The organism is Shewanella sairae (assembly GCF_023283535.1).
GTDB lineage: Bacteria > Pseudomonadota > Gammaproteobacteria > Enterobacterales > Shewanellaceae > Shewanella > Shewanella sairae.
This window is the reverse complement of the sequence record NZ_JAKILT010000211.1, coordinates 1-708: the sequence shown is the minus strand read 5'-3', so window position 1 is coordinate 708 and position 708 is coordinate 1. Positions and strand designations below refer to the sequence as shown.

Here is a 708-nt window from a genome sequence, read left to right as displayed (position 1 = left end):
CAAAAATCGACAACCAATTGTTGATGACCATCAGCATTAATGATTTTCCTGACAGCTCCACGCCTAACATGCTTTATCACCTCGATAAGCTGGGTATGGAATACCGCTGGTCTACCCGCTTCTCCTTTTTTGATGCAACCGATGCAGAACATGCACTTAATAAGGAGCAAAAACGCTGGAAGCAGCGAGAAAAGAGCTTTAAAGACGTACTGATGAACAACCCAATGCCTAAGATTAATGAAGATGCACGGCGCATGGTGGCGCAATACGGCTCAGCTATCGACTTAATCAAAATTAAAGGCATTCAGTACGGGCACTACACCTCAACAATTATCATCAGGGGACAGAGCCAGCAAGAGCTCAACAACAAAGCAGAGCGCGTCATTAACACCATCAAGCACATTGGTTTCAACGCCTTGATTGAGACCGTTAACTCTGTGGATGCATTCTTAGGCTCACTGCCATCTGATAGCCTGCATAACGTGAGGCGCCCATTAGTGAGCACCTTAAACTTAGCCGCAATGCTGCCGCTATCAGCCCTATGGACGGGACGTCTCACCAATCCGTGCTCGCTCTACCCCAAGGATTCACCCGCTATCATGCAGTGCTCCGCTGAGGGTAACGCGCCATTTTGGTTAAACCTGCATCACAGCGACTTAGGCCATACGTTGGTATTTGGCCCACCTGGTATGGGGAAATCAACCTTAC

Annotated in this window: 1 protein-coding gene; it reads left to right on the top strand. The window is 48.2% G+C overall.

Annotation, left to right across the window (positions count from 1 at the left end):
• Window positions 1–708 (top strand): VirB4 family type IV secretion/conjugal transfer ATPase (locus L2748_RS24225; protein WP_476712911.1); only part of this gene is annotated, 708 nt, incomplete at both ends.